General features: G+C 36.4%; 16 protein-coding genes. All 16 read left to right on the top strand.

What is annotated here, in order from left to right; translation table 11 throughout:
• The first annotated feature begins 90 nt into the window (after positions 1–90).
• The 16 genes from polX (at position 91) to CIB95_RS06015 (ending at position 17924) form a co-directional block, all read left to right on the top strand.
• Positions 91–1809 (top strand): DNA polymerase/3'-5' exonuclease PolX, encoded by a 1719-nt coding sequence (polX, locus tag CIB95_RS06095; RefSeq protein WP_094923241.1) that lies wholly within the window; start codon positions 91–93, stop codon positions 1807–1809.
• Positions 1810–1821: 12 nt separating this feature from the next.
• The gene (locus CIB95_RS06090) at positions 1822–4173 is read left to right on the top strand and encodes an endonuclease MutS2 (RefSeq protein ID WP_094923239.1); all 2352 of its coding nucleotides are present in this window, start codon (positions 1822–1824) and stop codon (positions 4171–4173) included.
• Positions 4174–4372: 199 nt separating this feature from the next.
• On the top strand, positions 4373–4984 hold the full coding sequence (locus CIB95_RS06080; protein ID WP_094923234.1) for a hypothetical protein: 612 nt from the start codon (positions 4373–4375) through the stop codon (positions 4982–4984).
• 95 nt (positions 4985–5079) lie between these two features.
• Positions 5080–6765, top strand: coding sequence for a long-chain-fatty-acid--CoA ligase (locus CIB95_RS06075; RefSeq protein ID WP_094923231.1), 1686 nt, complete (start codon positions 5080–5082; stop codon positions 6763–6765).
• 122 nt (positions 6766–6887) lie between these two features.
• Complete coding sequence (locus CIB95_RS06070; RefSeq protein WP_094923228.1) at positions 6888–7478, top strand: TetR/AcrR family transcriptional regulator; 591 nt, start codon at positions 6888–6890, stop codon at positions 7476–7478.
• Positions 7479–7492: 14 nt separating this feature from the next.
• A complete protein-coding gene (locus tag CIB95_RS06065; protein ID WP_094923225.1) occupies positions 7493–8266 on the top strand; it encodes an enoyl-CoA hydratase in 774 nt (257 codons plus the stop codon).
• Positions 8267–8292: 26 nt separating this feature from the next.
• On the top strand, positions 8293–9066 hold the full coding sequence (locus tag CIB95_RS06060) for an electron transfer flavoprotein subunit beta/FixA family protein (protein ID WP_094923222.1): 774 nt from the start codon (positions 8293–8295) through the stop codon (positions 9064–9066).
• A gap of 18 nt (positions 9067–9084) precedes the next feature.
• Positions 9085–10062 carry an electron transfer flavoprotein subunit alpha/FixB family protein gene (locus CIB95_RS06055; RefSeq protein WP_094923219.1) on the top strand — a complete coding sequence of 326 codons (978 nt, stop codon included), beginning with the start codon at positions 9085–9087 and terminating at the stop codon, positions 10060–10062.
• A gap of 164 nt (positions 10063–10226) precedes the next feature.
• Complete coding sequence (trxA, locus tag CIB95_RS06050; protein WP_094923216.1) at positions 10227–10541, top strand: thioredoxin; 315 nt, start codon at positions 10227–10229, stop codon at positions 10539–10541.
• 202 nt (positions 10542–10743) lie between these two features.
• Complete coding sequence (locus CIB95_RS06045; RefSeq protein ID WP_094923213.1) at positions 10744–11934, top strand: hypothetical protein; 1191 nt, start codon at positions 10744–10746, stop codon at positions 11932–11934.
• A 57-nt stretch (positions 11935–11991) separates the two neighbouring features.
• Complete coding sequence (locus tag CIB95_RS06040) at positions 11992–12999, top strand: NAD-dependent epimerase/dehydratase family protein (RefSeq protein WP_198949163.1); 1008 nt, start codon at positions 11992–11994, stop codon at positions 12997–12999.
• A complete protein-coding gene (locus CIB95_RS06035) occupies positions 12956–13906 on the top strand; it encodes a lysylphosphatidylglycerol synthase transmembrane domain-containing protein (protein ID WP_094923211.1) in 951 nt (316 codons plus the stop codon). The genes CIB95_RS06040 and CIB95_RS06035 overlap by 44 nt, the downstream gene beginning before the upstream one ends.
• Positions 13903–15417 (top strand): alkaline phosphatase family protein, encoded by a 1515-nt coding sequence (locus tag CIB95_RS06030; RefSeq protein WP_094923208.1) that lies wholly within the window; start codon positions 13903–13905, stop codon positions 15415–15417. Before CIB95_RS06035 ends, CIB95_RS06030 begins: the two co-directional genes overlap by 4 nt.
• Positions 15377–16114, top strand: coding sequence for a glycosyltransferase family 2 protein (locus CIB95_RS06025; protein WP_094923205.1), 738 nt, complete (start codon positions 15377–15379; stop codon positions 16112–16114). The genes CIB95_RS06030 and CIB95_RS06025 overlap by 41 nt, the downstream gene beginning before the upstream one ends.
• A 112-nt stretch (positions 16115–16226) precedes the next feature.
• A complete protein-coding gene (locus tag CIB95_RS06020; RefSeq protein WP_094923202.1) occupies positions 16227–16946 on the top strand; it encodes a hypothetical protein in 720 nt (239 codons plus the stop codon).
• A 33-nt stretch (positions 16947–16979) separates the two neighbouring features.
• Positions 16980–17924 carry an FTR1 family iron permease gene (locus tag CIB95_RS06015; RefSeq protein ID WP_094923199.1) on the top strand — a complete coding sequence of 315 codons (945 nt, stop codon included), beginning with the start codon at positions 16980–16982 and terminating at the stop codon, positions 17922–17924.
• Positions 17925–17928 lie beyond the last annotated feature (4 nt).

Below are 17928 nucleotides of genomic sequence, written 5' to 3'. Positions count from 1 at the left end.
AACTTCTCCAATCGGAGGAGTTTTTTTACATTCAGTCAAATGAAATTTATAATATGAGTAACTGATTTGTTTCGACTTGGATGAGGAGGTATTACGATGAATAAAAAAGATATTATTAAAACGTTAGAGCTTATTGCTTTTTACTTAGAGATTAAAGGGGAAAATCCGTTTAAAACATCAGCATATAGAAAAGCCGCAGCTGCACTTGAAGGGGACTTAAGAAGCATATCTGAAATTGAAGATGTAGCTAAAATAAGTGGAATTGGAAAAGGAACAGCTGGAGTAATTAATGAGCTGATTGAAACAGGGAAAACAGAAGTACTAGAGACTTTAAAGGAAGAAGTTCCGGAAGGTCTTTTACAATTGAAAAAACTTCCTGGGCTTGGCGGTAAAAAAATTGCAAAGCTATATAAAGAATTAAACATAACTGATATAGCTTCATTGAAAGAAGCTTGTGAGCAAGAAAAAGTGCAAAAGCTAGCAGGGTTTGGTGCAAAAACGGAAGAGAAAATTCTTGAAGGATTAGCATCTTTAGGAATAAGACCAGAACGCTTACCACTTTCATTCGTTTTGCCGATTGCAATAGAAATTGAAGCGAAACTGAAAACAATGGATGAAGTTGTGAAATTTTCACGTGCAGGAAGCCTTCGCAGAATGCGAGAAACTGTGAAAGATTTAGACTTTATTATCGCTTCTGAAAAACCAGCAGTAGTGAAAGAACAATTATTAACATTGCCACATATCAAAAATGTCATCGCAAGTGGGGATACGAAAGTTTCGGTTGAATTGGAATACGATTATGACATTTCAGTAGATTTTCGAATTGTTAAGCCGGTGGAGTTTGTCACGACTTTACACCACTTTACAGGTAGTAAAGATCACAATGTAAAACTTAGACAAATAGCTAAACAACGTGGAGAAAAGATTAGTGAGTACGGCGTTGAAAATGTTGAAACAGGTGAAGTATTAACATTTGAAAGTGAAGCGCAATTTTTTAACCACTTTAATTTACCATACATTCCGCCAGAAGCTAGAGAAAGTGGCAAAGAAACGGAATTAGAAGAGCGGATGAACGATATCATATCCCTTACTGATATACAAGGTGATTTACATATGCACTCGACTTGGAGCGACGGTGCACATACGATTGAAGAAATGGTGGAACGTGCTAGAAGTAAAGGCTATAAATTTGTGGCAATTACCGATCATTCACAGTTTTTACGTGTTGCTAATGGTCTGACTGTAGAACGTTTGCTTGAGCAACGAAAAGAGATTGAGCGTGTCCGCGAAAAGTTCAGTGACATAACGATTTTAGCTGGCATAGAGATGGATATTTTACCAGATGGCACACTCGATTATGAAGATGAAATACTTGAGGAGTTGGACTTTGTTATTGCCTCTATACATTCATCTTTTTCACAAAATCAAGAAACGATTATGAAACGACTTGAAACTGCATTACGCAACCCACACGTAGATTTAATTGCACACCCGACTGGTCGAATTATAGGTCGAAGAGATGGCTATGACGTAGATTTAAATAAACTAATACAATTGGCTAAAGAAACGAACACTGCGCTTGAATTAAATGCGAATCCGAATCGTTTAGATTTGGCGACAGAATGGCTAATGAAAGCTGAAGAGGCTGGAGTTATTTTAGCAATTAATACAGATGCCCATCATCTCGATATGTTAGAAGATATGGAAATTGGCGTAAGTTACGCGAAGAAGGCTCTTCTATCAAAGAGTTCTGTTATGAATACATGGGATGAAGAGAAATTACTATCATTTTTAAAGAGAAATGATTGAGGGGGATAACAATTGCAACAACGAGTATATAAAACATTAGAGTTCAATAAAATTATCCAAAAGCTGATTACGTTTGCATCTTCCTCACTTGGAAAAGAAAAAGCGGAAAAGTTACTACCATCACTTATCCTGTCAGAGGTAGAAGAGAGACAACTTCAGACAGATGAAGCAGTAAAAGTTTTGCGGTTAAAAGGTAATGTTCCTTTAGGTGGAATTCGCAATATCCGTAGTAGCGTGAAGAGAGCTGAAATTGGCGGAGTTTTAAATATAGAGGAATTAATGGATGTCGCAAGTACTGTCCATGCTGGCAGAAGGTTGAAGAAATTTATCGAGGCTATGGTGGCTGACGAGATTGAAGTGCCAACACTTGAAAATTACGCAGAGCAAATTGCTCTTTGCGTTAATGTTGAAGAAGAAATAGAACGAACAATTGATGATAATGGCTCAATCTATGATCACGCCAGTCAAACGTTACGGACAATTCGTTCGCAAAAGAGAAGCCTAGAAGCGCGAATTCGTGAAAAGCTCGACTCATTACTTCGCTCAAAGTCAAAAATGCTGTCAGATACATTAGTTACGATAAGAAATGACCGATACGTTGTTCCTGTAAAACAAGAATACCGTCAAGCATTCGGTGGTACTGTCCATGATCAATCAAGTTCAGGTGCAACATTATTTATTGAGCCACAAGCAGTAGTTGCCGCCAATAATGAACTGCAAAATGCAAAAATGAAGGAACAGCGTGAAATCGATAAAATTTTAAAAGAGCTTACGATCTTAGTTGCTGAACATGGAGAAGAGCTCGTAAGTAACCTAGCTATTTTAGCAGAAATCGATTTTATGTTTGCAAAAGCGAAATATAGTAATCATTTGAAAGGCTCTAGACCAAAGCTAAATGAAGCAGGATATATTCGCTTAAAAAAAGCACGTCACCCACTCATCTCAACTGATGAAGTAGTTCCTCTTGATGTCGAACTCGGTGATGACTTTACAGCCATCGTTATCACAGGGCCGAATACGGGAGGAAAAACAGTAACGTTAAAGACAATTGGCTTACTAACGTTAATGACACAATCTGGTTTGCAAATTCCAGCAGAAGATGAGTCGGAAATGGCCATTTTCCAATCGGTGTATGCAGATATCGGTGATGAGCAATCAATTGAACAAAGCTTAAGTACGTTTTCATCACATATGACAAATATTATTCAAATTTTAAAAGACTTCGATGCTAATAGCTTAATTTTATTTGATGAATTAGGTGCAGGAACAGACCCGCAAGAAGGAGCGGCACTTGCCATTTCCATTCTTGATGAAGTAATTGGCCGCGGGGCACGAACGGTCGCAACAACGCATTATAGTGAATTGAAAGCATATGCTTATAACCGCAAGAAAGTAATTAATGCTAGTGTTGAATTTGATGTTGAGACACTGCGCCCGACCTATCGCCTATTAGTCGGAGTGCCAGGTCGAAGTAACGCATTTGAAATTTCGAAACGATTAGGACTAACTGATGACATTATTACCCGGGCAAGAGGGCAAATAAGCACAGAAGGTAATAAAGTAGAAAATATGATTGCTTCACTTGAAGAAAGTCAAAAACGAGCAGAGCAAGAAATGAATGATGCAATTCAGACAAGAGAGCATTCTGAAAAGTTAAAAGAAGAACTAGAACAAAAATATAATGAACTTCTTGCCGAAAAAGAAGAAATTTTAGAAAAAGCAGAGCAAGAAGCGCGTGATGCCGTTGAAAAAGCTAAAAGTGAAGCAGATGCTATTATTAAAGAATTAAAACGTGTGAAAAAGCAGCATCAAGCTGAAATTAAAGAGCACGAACTAATTGAACAGAAGAAAAAGCTCGAGCAAGTAAAACCGACACTTGTAGATAAAAAGAAGAAAAAGGTCAAAGTGAAAAAGCAAGTATCCTTTAAACCCGGAGACGAAGTGAAAGTGTTAACGTTTGGGCAAAAAGGTCACGTTGTTAACAAAGCGAGTGAAACAGAATATTTAGTACAAATAGGCATTATGAAAATGACAGTGAAAAGTGACCAATTGCAGCTTCTCGAAGCAAAGACGCCGACACCAACAAGAACAGTTGCTACAATAAAAGGAAACGAAAGTCATGTGAAAACAGAACTCGATCTTCGAGGTGAACGCTATGAAGAAGCACTTTCAAGAGTGGATAAATACATTGATGAAGCGCTGGTGGCCGGCTATCATCAAGTTTCTATTATTCATGGAAAAGGAACTGGTGCACTTCGCAATGGGGTTCAAACATTTTTGAAGAACCACTCATCAGTGAGTAACTTCCGCTATGGGGCGGCAAGTGAAGGTGGCTTAGGAGTTACTGTAGTAGAGTTAAAGTAAGGGTTATTGAAAAGGGGAGACAACGATGGAAACGTTGGCAAAAGTATTAGTCGCGTTTTGCCTCTTATTTTTTGCGGCAGGAGTTATTTACTTACTATTTTTTTAAGAATAGAAATGGAAGAAGACGACAAATGTTGTCTTCTTTTTTTGCAACTTTTTTCACATCACGTTCGTCATATAAAAAAAAAGGGGACATTAAATGAAAATAGTAAAACTGTTACTAATCTTATTCATTTCACTAAGTATCTTTTCTCCAACTCGTGCTTCCGCATGCTCTTGTGTTGAACCGGCTCCAGTAGAAACGGAATATAAGAGAGCAGAAGCAGTATTTGTAGGTACTGTTAGCAATGTCATCGAAAAGAATCCTTTTAATGGCACTCCACATAAAAGTGTTCTGCTTGAGGTGGAAACGGTATGGAAAGGGGAAAAGACAACGCAAGTAATCATTACAACAGGTTTGGGTGGTGGTGATTGCGGAATTAGCTTTAAGGAAGGAGACAAATATTTAGTTTATGCTTTTGAATCCTATGATAATCCTAAGTTGTTACGTACTGGTATTTGTAGCCGGACAACGCTTTGGAAAGAGTCCTTAGAAGACTTTTCTGAGTTAGGACCAGGAGAGGTCCCTACAGATAAGGTAGATTTAACAGGAGAAATGGAGCAGTTTAGTATTGCTGAAGTTGCCGGAAATACAGCATCGAAAATGGAAGAGGCATTTGCTGATAACACAGCAATAAAATGGTTTTCTATTATTGGCTTTGCCATCTTAGTAACAGTAGGAATTATCTTCATTAAAAAAAGAGGTAAATAACTTTTCCAAGTAAATTAGGCTTATTTTCTGCATCCTCGCATGATGACTATGTTTGTTGAATATACATTAGCAAACAAAGTCTAAGGAGGAATAAGATGAATCCAGAAAACAAACCGTGGCTTTCCTTCTATCCAGATGAAATTCCCAAAAGTATAAATTATGAAGAAAAACCGCTTCACTATTTTCTAAAAAGAGCCGCAAGCGAAAACCCTGATGCAAAAGCAATCACTTTTTACGGTACGAACATGACCTACAAACAGTTGTACGAGCAAACCTGTGCGTTTGCAAATGAACTTCATTCACTCGGGCTTGGTAAAGGAGACCGAGTATCAATTATGCTACCGAACTGTCCACAAGCTGTCATTAGTTATTACGCAATATTAATGATTGGCGGAATCGTCGTTCAAACGAATCCAACCTATGTAGAACGGGAACTACGCTATCAAATGAATGACTCTCAAGCAAAAGCGATTATTTGCCTCGACCTTTTATATCCGCGTGTCCAAAAAGTAAAAGCAGACACAACGCTCCAACATGTGATCGTAACGAGTGTTAAAGATTACTTACCGTTCCCTAAAAATATGCTTTACCCAATTAAGCAGAAAAAAGAATACGGTGTAATCGTCCATGTCGAATATTCCTCTCGTGTTCACGCCTTTAAAAAACTAGTAAAATCCGGTGATAAACAAGAATTCATGATAGATATAGATCCTAAAAAAGATTTAGCACTACTACAATACACCGGAGGTACAACAGGGTTTCCTAAAGGAGTAATGCTAACGCATTACAATTTAGTTGCCAACACGCAACAAGCGTCAAGTTGGATGTATAAATTAAAAAAAGGGAAAGAGAAAATATTAGGAATTCTCCCTTTCTTCCATGTATATGGTATGACAGTTGTCATGAACTTTGCTGTTATGGCGAATTCTCATATGATTTTGCTTGCGAAATTTGATCCGACAGAAACATTAAAAACAATTGCCAAACAAAAGCCGACCATTTTTCCTGGTGCACCAACCATATATATCGCCTTATTAAATCATCCACAAATTTCGAAATACGATATCTCCTCCATCAATGCTTGTTTAAGTGGATCAGCACCGCTTCCTGTGGAAGTTCAAGATAAGTTTGAAAAAGTAACTGGTGGGAAGCTCGTTGAAGGGTATGGCTTAACGGAAGCATCCCCAGTAACACATGCTAATTTACTTTGGGGGCACCGGGTAAAAGGTAGTGTCGGTATTCCGTGGCCAGATACAATTGCAGCAATCATTTCACCAGAAACGAAAGAACCCGTACCAACTGGAACAATAGGTGAAATTGCTGTTAAAGGTCCTCAAATCATGCAAGGGTATTGGAACCGTAAAGACGAGACTGAAAAGGTTTTTCATGGTGACTGGTTGTTAACAGGAGATTTAGGATATGCCGATAAAGATGGTTATTTTTATATTGTCGATCGAAAAAAAGATATGATTATTGCAGGTGGATATAATATTTATCCTCGCGAAGTGGAAGAAGTGTTATATGAACATGACGCTATTTTAGAAGCTGCTGTTGTTGGGATTAAAGATGAATATCGCGGGGAAACAGTGAAAGCTTTTCTCGTACTAAAAGATGGGAAATCAGTAACAGAAGAAGAGTTAAATAATTTCTGCCGTAAACATTTAGCTTCCTACAAAGTGCCACGCGCTTATGAATTTAGAGATGAACTGCCTAAAACGACAATTGGCAAAATTTTACGACGAGTTCTCATCGAAGAAGAAGAGGAAAAAGTAAAAAGTTAACAGCTGTCTTTGGCAGCTGTTTTTTCTCTTTTTAGACCATTCCCAATTGACAGAAAATTAGTACTATACTAAACTTAAACTAGGTTGAGTGAATAGTCATTCACTTAAAGGAGTTAATCATCATGAAGAAAAGAGGACCAAAATATAATCAAATAATTGATGCTGCTGTCACTGTCATTGCCGAGAATGGCTACCATGCTGCGCAAGTCTCAAAAATAGCGAAGCAAGCTGGTGTAGCGGATGGAACAATTTATCTTTACTTTGCGAATAAAGACGATTTGTTAATTTCTTTGTTTCAAGAAAAAATGGGTGAATTTATAAAAAAAATGGAAGTGGAATTGAAGGAAATTAAATCAATGGAACAGAAGTTATTTTTGTTAATTCAATCACACTTTCAGCTTTTAGCAAAAAGTGAACATTTGGCGATTGTGACACAACTTGAACTTCGTCAAGCAAACAAACGACTCCGTGAAAGTATCGCTGAAGTGCTAAAACCGTATTTTTTATTGTTACATGCCATTTTGCGCGAAGGAATGGAAGCGCATACAGTTTCGGCTGATATTGACATTCGCCTTGCTTCACAAATGATTTTTGGTAGTGTCGATGAAACGGTAACGAATTGGGTTATCAACAATCAAAAGTATGATCTTGTCGCGTTAGCAAAGCCACTTCATGAAATGTTAATTTACGGAATGAAAATGAATAAAAGTTAAAAGGGGTGCTCGGTTTGAGTTTAGTATCTGTAAAAACGGACAATTACATAGCGACGGTGCTATTAAATAGTCCTCCGGCAAATGCGCTATCATCATCGTTATTAAAAGAAATAAGTGCTGCATTTGACTGTTTAGAAAAAAATGATGAAGTAAAAGCAATCGTCATTCAAGGGGAAGGCCGCTTTTTCTCAGCTGGAGCGGATATTAAAGAATTTACAACGATTGAAAACGGTCGCCAATTTGCTGAGTTAGCAAGCTTAGGACAACGTGTTTTTGATCGTATTGAGAAATTTAAAAAGCCAGTGATTGCTTCGATTCACGGTGCTGCCTTAGGCGGTGGGCTCGAACTAGCAATGGCATGTCATATCCGTGTCGCTACGAAATCAGCCAAGCTCGGCATGCCTGAATTAACGCTAGGATTAATTCCAGGCTTTGCAGGATCACAACGTTTACCTCGTTTAGTAGGCGCTGCAAAAGCAAATGAGCTTCTATTAACTAGTGATGTCATTACTGGTGAAGAGGCGGCAACATTAGGCTTAGTAAATGCTGCTTATGAGGATGAGCAATTGCAGGAAAAAACGATGGAAATGGTGAATAAAATTACTAGTAAAAGTTCTGTTTCTATCGGATTTATTCAAGAGCTTTTAACTTATGCACGCAGTGGTCAGTTCCAAGATGGTGTTTTGCGAGAAGCGGAGTTATTTGGTGCTTCTTTTGAATCACATGATGGTCAAGAAGGTATCCATGCTTTTGTTGAAAAAAGAAAGCCTGTCTTTAAAAACCAATAAACTACATTTCAATCGGGGGTAGCATAATGAACATTTATGTATTGATGAAAAGAACATTTGACACAGAAGAAAAAATTACGCTTGATAATGGAGCAATTAACGTTGATGGTGCTGAATTTATTATTAATCCATATGATGAATATGCGATTGAAGAAGCTATTCGTTTAAAAGAAGCACATGGCGGTGAAATTACAGTCGTTACTGTTGGTGGAGAAGATTGTGAGAAAGAACTTCGTACAGCATTGGCAATGGGCGCTGATAAAGCAGCATTAATTAATATAGAAGATGATATCGAAGTTACAGACCAGTTTACAACTGCTCAATTATTATTTGAATATATGCAAGATAAAGAGTATGACATTATTCTTGGTGGAAATGTGGCAATTGATGGTGGTTCAGGTCAAGTTGGTCCACGTTTAGCAGAATTGTTAGATATTCCTCAAGTGACGACAATTACTAAGCTTGAAATTGATGGAGAAACAGTAACAATTGAACGTGATGTAGAAGGTGATGTTGAAATTATTGAAACATCTCTTCCATTATTAGTTACAGCGCAACAAGGATTAAACGACCCTCGTTATCCATCATTACCTGGAATTATGAAAGCGAAGAAAAAACCACTTGATGAATATGAAATTGACGACTTAGATGTAGATGAAGATGATGTAGAACCAAAAACAAAAACGTTAGAAGTTTTCTTACCAGCAGCACGCGGGGCAGGAAAAGTTTTAGAAGGTGAAACGGAAGATCAAGTAAAAGAGCTTGTTTCATTATTACGTACTGAAGCTAAAGTAATTTAACATAAGGGGGAAACGAACATGGCACGTAAAGTATTAGTTTTAGGAGAAGTTAGAGAAGGTAGCTTACGAAATGTTTCCTTCGAAGCATTAGCAGCTGCAAAAACAATTTCTGAAGGTGGAGAAGTTGTTGCTGCACTTTTAGGAGATGCAGTATCTAGTTTAACAAATGAAATGATTTCCTATGGAGCAGATCGTGTAATCACTGTCGAAGATGAAAAATTAAAAACTTATACTACTGATGGTTATAAACAAGCCTTTATGCAAGTGTTTGAAAGTGAAAAGCCTGAAGCAATTGTAATGGGTCATACAGCAATGGGGAAAGACCTTTCACCACGAATTGCAGCTAAATTGGCATCAGGTTTAATTTCTGATGTTACTTCAATTGAAGAAGTCGGAAGTGAAATGGTCTTTACTCGTCCAATTTACTCTGGAAAAGCGTTCGAAAAGAAAGTCGTTTCTGATAAATTAATGTTTGTGACAATTCGTCCAAACAATATCGCTCCACTTGAGCAAGATTCTTCTCGCACTGGTGACGTATCTTCTATTTCAGCAGAAATCAAAGATTTACGTACAATTGTAAAAGAAGTAGTTCGCAAAGCAACGGATGGTGTTGATCTTTCCGAAGCAAAAGTAATTATTGCTGGTGGACGTGGCGTGAAAAGTACAGAAGGCTTCGAACCATTAAAAGAACTTGCTGATGTACTTGGTGGAGCAGTTGGAGCTTCACGTGGAGCATGTGACGCTGACTACTGTGACTATTCACTGCAAATTGGGCAAACAGGTAAGGTAGTTACACCTGATCTTTACATCGCATGTGGGATTTCAGGAGCAATTCAACACTTAGCTGGAATGTCAAATTCAAAAGTAATCGTTGCAATCAATAAAGATCCAGAGGCAAACATCTTTAATGTAGCGGATTACGGAATTGTTGGTGACTTGTTTGACGTTGTACCTTTATTAACGAAAGAGTTCCAAAACGTACTACAAAACTCATAAGTAATAAACCCCTCACTTCAATAAAAAACTTGAAGTGGGGGGTCTTTTCAATAGGATGATAAATGTTGCTTTCAGCGGGTATAATAAAGCTGAGCAAATTTTTAGCATGCATTTACCGTAAGTGGTATACTTCAATTGTAATGATAAGTAAGGAGGTAATTTAAATGGCAATTATAAATGCTACTGATGCAACTTTCACACAAGAAACTAGCGAAGGTTTAGTATTAGTTGACTTCTGGGCACCTTGGTGTGGACCTTGTAAAATGATCGCTCCTGTATTAGAAGAGCTTGATCAAGAATTAGCTGGTTCTGCAAAGGTAGTCAAAGTTGATGTTGACGATAACCAAGAAACAGCTGGAAAATACGGTGTTATGAGTATTCCAACATTATTCGTTATGAAAAATGGCGAAGTTGTTGACCAAGTTGTTGGTTTCCAACCTAAAGATGCATTAATGGGACTATTAGATAAGCACAAATAAGTTAGGAAGCGGCTGATTTATCAGCTGCTTTTTTTATTTGTTCATTTATAGTAAACAGAAAATTCCGTATTTTATTTTTTATTAAAAAACCTTTTGACACTGATAATCATTCTCGATATAATTCTAACTGTAAATGAAAATCATTATCATTAGATGATTAATTAAATAGTTACATATAAAAAACAAAGGGGAGAGGCACACCATGAATAAAAAAGGATTAAAGATTTTTGCAGGAGTATTATTAGCAGGTTCACTACTTGTAGGATGTAATAGTGAAAAGGAACAAGGAAATGAAGAAAATAATAACCAAGAGCAAAACCAAGAGCAAAATGAATTTGCAATTGAGAATACAACAACTGCTAAGCAAGTAGCAGCATACGTTGAAATAATGACAGAACTAGGAAATGCCAAAGAAGGTAATGCAGTAGATTGGGATAAGGTGAAAGCAACTTATGTTGACACGTTACAAAGTGCTGTAGCTGAAGTATCAAGTGATTTAGATACAGCAATTACAGCTGCTATTGAAGGTGGAAAAACAGAACAAATCGATGCGAACGTTGCACGTCAAATCATTGATAAAACTACGCAATCTTACTTCTATAATAAACAAAAGAGTTTACACAAAGATGTAATTGCAGCAATGAAAGCTGGAAATGACCTAGATGCAAAAAATATTTTTGCTGAGTTAAAACATTTAGTAAATGAAGTAATGTTACCGACTGCTGTAAAACGTGATGGTTACTATGGATTAACTGATGAAGATAGCATGGAGCAAAATATTTTAGCTGGATTATCAGCACAAGAACAAGCGTTAAACACTGGGAATGTTGATGATTACTCAGTTTATAAACAAATAACTGATAAGACATTATATCGCAGTTACTATTTAGCAGCTCTTTCATATGTTGAGAAAATTGAAGCTGCTGTAACGAGCGGTGAATATGACACAGTTTCACTACAAAACAAACAAGCAGAAGCATGGGGCTTCTATCAAGCAATTAAAGGTTCTTTATCAGGTGGAGATGAAGAAGCAGCATTAAAAATAGATGAGAAGTTAACATTATTTGTTTCAAATCCAGAAAACTTAAAAGCTGAAGAAGTTTCTGAATTGTTTACAAAGGCATTTGTTGGGAAAATTAAGAGTTACCACGCAAAAGCTCCTAAAGCACTAGAAGAAAACGATGTAACTTCTGCTCGCGGAAGTGCATTAGAAGGAAATGTATTCATGCAAGACATTAAACTTGTTATGATTGAAAAATTAGGTGCTGAAAAAACAGAAGAAACGTTTGCTAATGCAAACAGCTGGTTCGAAGCAATTTCTAATGGAAATGTTGAAGAAGCTGCAACTTATAGTGCATCAATAGTTGAAGCTTTAGATATGTTAGTAAAATAAATAGCAACTCCAATGAGCCGCGTAATTGCGGCTCTTTTTCCACTTAAAGAGGGAAACATGTATAATCAAAATCAGAGTAGTCTTTCTAATAGAGGTGAAACTGTGAATGTTTTAATTACTGGTGGTGCTGGATTTATCGGTAGTCACTTAACTTCAGCATTACTACAAGAAAACCGTTGCAATGTTACAATCATTGATATGTTGCATTCCTATTACGATGTGAATCGCAAAAAGGAACGGTTGAAATACTTAAAAAGTCTAAGGAATTTTACCTACCATCAAATAGATCTACTGAATGAAGAAAAATTGTCAGAAGTTTTTAAGCAAAATACATTTGATATTGTCATACACTTAGCGGCCTTACCAGGCGTTGCATATTCCGTAGAAAAGCCAAACGAATATGTTGACTATGATATAAAAGCAACGATTAATGTTCTGAAATTTGCTGGTGAATCGCAAGTTAAGCACGTCATTTTTGCTTCGTCATCATCAGTTTATGGCGATCAAGCAAATGAGCCATTATCGGAAGAAATGTTTAATGGAAAAGTTGTTTCTCCTTATGCAGCAGCAAAAGTGGGAGCAGAATCTTTTTGCCATGCATTTCATCATATATACAATTATGACGTCACTGTTTTACGATTTTTTACAGTATATGGTCCATGGGGAAGACCTGATATGGCGATTCCATTATTTATTAAACGATTATTAGATGGAGAAAGCATTACTGTTTTCGATCAAAATACAGCGCGTGATTATACATATATAGACGACATCATTAATGGGATAAGCCTTGCACTAGATAAAGGAAATGGCTATAAAGTATACAATTTAGGCAATGGAAATCCAGTATCAATGAAGCAATTACTAGCAACTATGAAAAGCTACTTTCCAGCAATGTCAATTATTGAAAAAGGTTGGCGAACTGGTGACGTTACATCAACGTGGGCAAATATTACTAAAGCGCAAAGGGAACTAGGCTACTTGCCTACTGTATCTTTTGAAGAGGGGTTAGCAAAAACCATTGAGTGGGCAAAGCAGTATTACACTAATAAAACGTACAATTAGTCTTTTATTAATTGTATTATTTCTCGTTATTTCTTTTTATTGGTTTGATAGTTACATGTTATGGAAACACACCATTGAGCTATTTACAGAACCAAAATATTTAATTATTATGACGATATTTTATACAATAGCCTTTTTTTTACGAGCTTTTGCATGGTGGCTTTACTTAGAAAAAAAACCGACATTTAGGGTATGTATAAGTGGATTGTTTTATAGTATGTTTTTCAATCATATCCTTCCTTTTAAAGTTGGTGATGCAGTCCGTATAGGTGCCTTAGCGAAAGAGAAAAAAGTGAAATTTACAAAAGCAGTGCAATCCGTTATCGTATTAAGAATCATTGATGTTGTAATACTTGGAATCTTTGCATTCATTGGATTCATTGTTATTGCACATATCCTACCTTTTAAATCGTTACTTGTTGCGTATGTTCTACTAGGAATGTTCATAATGGTGGCTATCATATTATTGAAGCGTAAATCAACCTTTATATCCAGGTTTACTAGTGGTATGAAAAAAACGTTAGTAAGTAAAAATGGAATTGCTATTATCGGTGTTATCTTTTTAAGCTGGATTTGTGAAGGTGTGGTTATTTTTACCATTACAAAGTTATTTTCAGAAGGTTTGACACCACTTTCATCAATTTGGCTCAACAGTGTAAGTGTTATTAGTGGGCTATTTCAAGTAACTCCGGGTGGAATTGCAACTTATGAAACTGTAATGAGTATCGCATTAGTTAACTTAGGATTTAAGATGGAAGATGCGTATCACCTAGCAATATTAAGCCATGGCTATAAATTTTTATATTCATTTCTCGTCGGTTTTATTGCATTTATTTTAGTTCCATTAAAAATTAGAGAGATAAAGCAATGGATTCGAAACGGAGTAAAGGGGGAGGAAAGCAAATGAAACAAGCATCAAAATTTGAAAAATTTGCAGCAAGAAGTTGGAATTTATTAAACGAAGGAAAACCATTTACACCGATTTTTGTCGTCGGAATCATGATTATTTTTTACAATGTTACATTATTTAAAAGTACGAATTTATTGCCTTTTCTTTTAGCTTTTGGGGTAACTTTGCCATTATTCATCATGTTCTTCATGTATGATTTTCCTTTGTTTATTAGAAATTATTTATGGTTGCCTTTAATCGGTTACTTATTGATATGGCAGACTACCAATATCTCATTACTATTAACCGGTGTTGGATTTTACTTTTTCTTCACGGTAATTTTTTGGGGAACAATTTACTATCATTTGAGAATCGGGACAACACTTTTAAACTTCACAAGGTTTTGGAAGTTAGTCTTAAAAAATAGTGACTCGACAAGTGGAAACGCGCAGGAACAGTTGCCTAAATTCCTTTTACTATTATCATTTTGGGACTTTTTCTTTCAGTATTTTAAGACTAATTCGTTTGCGCAATTTCAAACAGAGCAATTATCTGCAGTTGCATTATTTATAGCAAGTGTCTTTATTTTCACATGGATTCTTCATACGTATTTATTTGATTGGAAGCCAAAAGAAATTGCAGGAAGAACGAAAGAAGTTAACCTTCCAAAAAATCTACAAAATGAAAAAGTAGTAGTTATTGTGATTGATGGGATGAGAAAAGATCGCTTTGAACAAGCGAATACACCTTTTCTTGACCGCATTCGCATGGAAGGAACAGAGTATACAAACATGGAAACCGTTTATCCTGCAAGAACGGTAGTTTGCTTTTCATCTATGTTTACAGGAACATATCCCCGTGAACACGGAATCAAGTCAAACATGGTTTATAAGCTCGGAATTAATGTGGAAAGTATTTTTGATTCGCTACGAAAAGTGGGGAAAAAAGGTAGAATGTTAGCTGTCGCTCATTTAGTAGATGCTATGGGAAGTGATGTTGAAACGTATACTGCCGTTACAAACAACGATGAAGTTGATCGTAAAATTATTGAACGAGCAAAGAAGATGATGAAAGAGCAAGATCCAGATTTATTAATAGCGCAATTAATTAGTACTGATCAAACAGGACATAGTCGCGGAGTTCATTATGATGAATATATCGCTAAAATTGAAGAAGCGGACATGTTAATTAACGAGTATGTCGATTGGTTAAAGCAAGAAGGGAAATTTGACAATACAACATTAATAATATGTGCTGACCACGGACAGGCTGACGGAATTGGTGGACACGGGCATTTAGATGAAGGGGAGCGTTTTGTCCCATTCTTTATGTACGGACCATCGATTAATAAAGGTGTTAAGGTCGATAAACGACATAGTTTAGTTTCTGTTGCACCAACGTTAGCATCGTTACTAGGAGCGCCATTACCTAGTCATAGCAAAGGGCCAGTTTTAGTAGAAGCGTTAAATGATGGGAGAAAAACAGCAAATGAGAAAACAGAAAGTGATCGTATTTCTACCAGCTTATAATGAAGAGGATTCTATTGGTGAAGTTCTCTCAAAAATTCCACGTTATTTTCATGAGAAAGTGGAAGTAAAAGCATTAGTTATTGATGACGGTTCTACCGATAAGACGATAGAAGTAGCGAAACAGTTTGGTGCAGACTATATCGTCCAAAAAGATAAAAATATGGGATTAGGAAGTGCTGTTCGTACCGGTCTAGCAGAATGCTATCGCCTTGGAGCGGATATTGCAGTAATGATAGATGCAGATAATGAATATCCAGCTGAGCAAATCCCTAATATTTTGCAGCCTATTTTTAAAGGGGAAGCAGATTACACGATGGGTTCTCGATTTAAAGGAACTATCAAGGGTATGAAATTGCATCGCCGCTTAGGTAATTATGTGTTTACTTTGATCCAAGCAATATTATTACGTCGCTGGATTTATGATGGTCAATCAGGGATGCGCGCTTTTTCAAGACAAGCAATGGAACACGGAGAAATTATCCATGATTACAACTATGCGCAAGTTATTACGTTAAATTTAGTTCGTAAAGGGTTCCGAGTAAAAGAAATTCCAATTACGTACCAAGTTCGAACGAAAGGCGAGTCGTTTATAAAATTTCGTGCATATATGACTTCTGTTATTCCTGCAATCGTTAAAGAGATGTCTAGAAAAGTGAAAAGAGTAGAAATATATAAAGATGCACACAAAATCTCATAAGAAAATGAATAATTTAAAAGCAAAAGATGAACGATATGTGAAAATGTTCATCTTTTATTGACAATTCCATTGATAATCATTATCATTATCAATAGGAGAGGGAGAGAAAATTATGAAACACTTACTATCTTCAATAATGATAATCATTCTCATTCTAACTTCTCATTCTCAAGCATATGCATATTCATATGGAGACCCAGGCGAAGAACCTTTCGCAAAGGCATATATTAACTTGAAAATGCATCTTGAAAATGACAAATGGGATGAAGTAAAAGTAATTATCAATACGTATGAAAAAGATTTTGATTTATATTTCTCAGCAACAAAGCCATCAATTGAAAAAGCTATTGAAACGAAAAATAAACAACTTTTATTAGAAAGCTATCAAGCTGCAATGCGATTAAGTTTGGAACGTAGACTTTTCTTTGCTACAGAAGATTTTGAGGATTACGGGAGAGCAAAACTACTTTTAGCAAAAGCTCGCGGAACATTTGATATATTACGACCAGAAGTGGCGAAAAAAGAAGATGAGCAATTCATTTCCGATATATACAATGCATTTGATATTGCACTTGAGTCACTTGGAAATCCAGGGTTATTCGGAGTAGGTAGTAAAGAAAGTGATATTAATGAATTCCAACAACAAACACAGTACATAGTTAAACAATTGAAGCCACTTTTTCCGATTGAAACAGAAGACGATGAACATTTCATCGATGAAGATATGTATGGAGAGGATCTTGGAGAAGGGAACAATACGTTCTGGCTATGGTTTACAATCGTTTTAGTTATTTCATTTCTTATCTTAATTATTGTCAAACGCAAGCGCTAGAACAAACTAGCACATTCAAGGGGGAAAGACACCATGGAATTTCAAGCATTTTTAATAGCTTTAAGGGAAGGGTTAGAAGCAGTCTTAATAGTAGGTCTCATTTTATCTTACTTAACGAGACTTAATGCGAAAAAGTATCATAAATGGGTGTATGCTGGAGTTGTGCTTGCATTATTAACAAGCGTAGGAGTGGCAATGCTATTCCAAGTCGTGTTTACCGGCTTTGCTTCTTTTGGCTCAGAAATTTATTTAAAAGTCGCAATTTTGTTTGCTTCAGTATTTCTTTTAACACACATGGTCTCTTGGATGAAAAAAGAATCAAAAGATGTGCAAGGTAACATGCAAAAGAAAGTTAACGCAGCGTTAACCGCTGGAAGTATTTCTGCCTTAATCATTCACACTTACTTAGTTGTAATGCGCGAAGGTATCGAAACGGTCTTTTTCTTCATGGCAATTAGTGGCGGAGATATTCAAAAAGCAATTACAAACTATGGTGCATTAAGTGGATTGATTTTGTCATTAATGATCGGATATTTGTTCTTTACTGGTACGATGAAAATTTCCTTGAAAGCCTTTTTTAGTGTAACGAGTGTGTTAATTATGTTCATTGCTGCGGGATTACTAGTACAAGGTATTGGTGTTTTACAAGACTTACGTATAGTCGGCTCTGTTGTAGAAACAGCTGATGGCAAGCCAGCAGAAATGTATAACATTATTCATATTATGCCAGAGCATTATGTCGATGAATATCACTACAAGCGTGACACAGGCGAAGATGTATTAATAAACGGTCAAATTGGCTTGTTTATGGCAGCAATGTTCGGTTACTCGCATAACCCTTCATTTGAACAATTAATTGGCTACTGGTTATACTTCATCACGGTTTTAGGATGGATGTCAATTATTAGTAAGCCAAATTTTAAATATCGCTTCTGGAAAATTAGAACGGAAAAAACACAAATCAAAACATCGGCATAACGAA

The sequence above is a fragment of the Lottiidibacillus patelloidae genome, assembly GCF_002262935.1.
GTDB lineage: Bacteria > Bacillota > Bacilli > Bacillales > SA5d-4 > Lottiidibacillus > Lottiidibacillus patelloidae.
The sequence above is the reverse complement of the archived record's forward strand: the minus strand, read 5'-3'. Positions and strand labels throughout refer to the sequence as shown.

Coding starts and splice junctions, on each gene's coding strand:
- CIB95_RS06080 (WP_094923234.1), top strand. CDS start 4,373: ATGAAAATAGTAAAACTGTTACTAATCTTATTCATTTCACTAAGTATC.
- CIB95_RS06075 (WP_094923231.1), top strand. CDS start 5,080: ATGAATCCAGAAAACAAACCGTGGCTTTCCTTCTATCCAGATGAAATT.
- CIB95_RS06070 (WP_094923228.1), top strand. CDS start 6,888: ATGAAGAAAAGAGGACCAAAATATAATCAAATAATTGATGCTGCTGTC.
- CIB95_RS06060 (WP_094923222.1), top strand. CDS start 8,293: ATGAACATTTATGTATTGATGAAAAGAACATTTGACACAGAAGAAAAA.
- CIB95_RS06055 (WP_094923219.1), top strand. CDS start 9,085: ATGGCACGTAAAGTATTAGTTTTAGGAGAAGTTAGAGAAGGTAGCTTA.
- trxA (WP_094923216.1), top strand. CDS start 10,227: ATGGCAATTATAAATGCTACTGATGCAACTTTCACACAAGAAACTAGC.
- CIB95_RS06045 (WP_094923213.1), top strand. CDS start 10,744: ATGAATAAAAAAGGATTAAAGATTTTTGCAGGAGTATTATTAGCAGGT.
- CIB95_RS06040 (WP_198949163.1), top strand. CDS start 11,992: ATGTATAATCAAAATCAGAGTAGTCTTTCTAATAGAGGTGAAACTGTG.
- CIB95_RS06030 (WP_094923208.1), top strand. CDS start 13,903: ATGAAACAAGCATCAAAATTTGAAAAATTTGCAGCAAGAAGTTGGAAT.
- CIB95_RS06025 (WP_094923205.1), top strand. CDS start 15,377: ATGAGAAAACAGAAAGTGATCGTATTTCTACCAGCTTATAATGAAGAG.
- CIB95_RS06020 (WP_094923202.1), top strand. CDS start 16,227: ATGAAACACTTACTATCTTCAATAATGATAATCATTCTCATTCTAACT.
- CIB95_RS06015 (WP_094923199.1), top strand. CDS start 16,980: ATGGAATTTCAAGCATTTTTAATAGCTTTAAGGGAAGGGTTAGAAGCA.